This window comes from Streptomyces sp. A1136, from assembly GCF_004795055.1.
In the GTDB taxonomy this organism is placed as follows: domain Bacteria; phylum Actinomycetota; class Actinomycetes; order Streptomycetales; family Streptomycetaceae; genus Streptomyces.
Window position 1 is genome coordinate 1 of sequence record NZ_SSBJ01000272.1, and the last position, 581, is coordinate 581.

Here is a 581-nt window from a genome sequence, read left to right on the forward strand (position 1 = left end):
CGAGGACGACTCCCCCACGCTGGCCGCGACCCTGGGCGAGGAGGACGCCGCGCTCGAGGGCGTGGAGTACCGGGAGTCGCTGCAGCCGCTGCTCGCCACGATCCCGGCCCGCGAGCGCCGCATCCTGATCCTGCGGTTCTTCGGCAACATGACCCAGTCGCAGATCGCCGCCGACATCGGCATCTCGCAGATGCACGTGTCGCGGCTGCTCAGCCAGACACTGGCCAAGCTGCGCGAGGGCCTGCTGAAGGACTAGCTCGGAGAGCCGGGCTGGCCGTTGGCCGTCTGCGACGGGTCGGCCGGCAGCTCCCGGACCTCCTGCTTCGCCTGCGTCAGCGACGGCGTCACCGGCATCTGCGGGGTCGGCGGCGGGGCGTCGGCGATGCTCGAGAGCTCGATCTTGGCCTCGGGCTGATCGGCGGCCCGCGGGAGCTGCGACTCGAACCAGCCGGTGGTGTCCATCGCCGCGGTCGGCGTGGAGCTGCCGTTCGCGGAGGGCTCGACGTCGAGCCAGGACTTCCCGTCCCCCTCGGCGCCGCCCAGGCGGGACAGCCCCTCGAGCGCCTTGCTGAACTCGCTGG

The 581-nt window shown here is 72.5% G+C and carries 2 protein-coding genes; one reads left to right on the forward strand and one right to left on the reverse strand.

Translation table 11 applies throughout. The features are described from left to right. Positions 1 to 256: sigma-70 family RNA polymerase sigma factor (locus E6R62_RS38530; protein WP_136218014.1), on the forward strand; the 256-nt coding region annotated here is incomplete at its 5' end. On the opposite strand, the gene E6R62_RS38535 is transcribed toward E6R62_RS38530, so the two are convergent. Further along, positions 253 to 581: hypothetical protein (locus tag E6R62_RS38535; RefSeq protein ID WP_206309032.1), on the reverse strand; the 329-nt coding region annotated here is incomplete at its 5' end. The two genes, E6R62_RS38530 and E6R62_RS38535, sit on opposite strands and share 4 nt — an antisense overlap.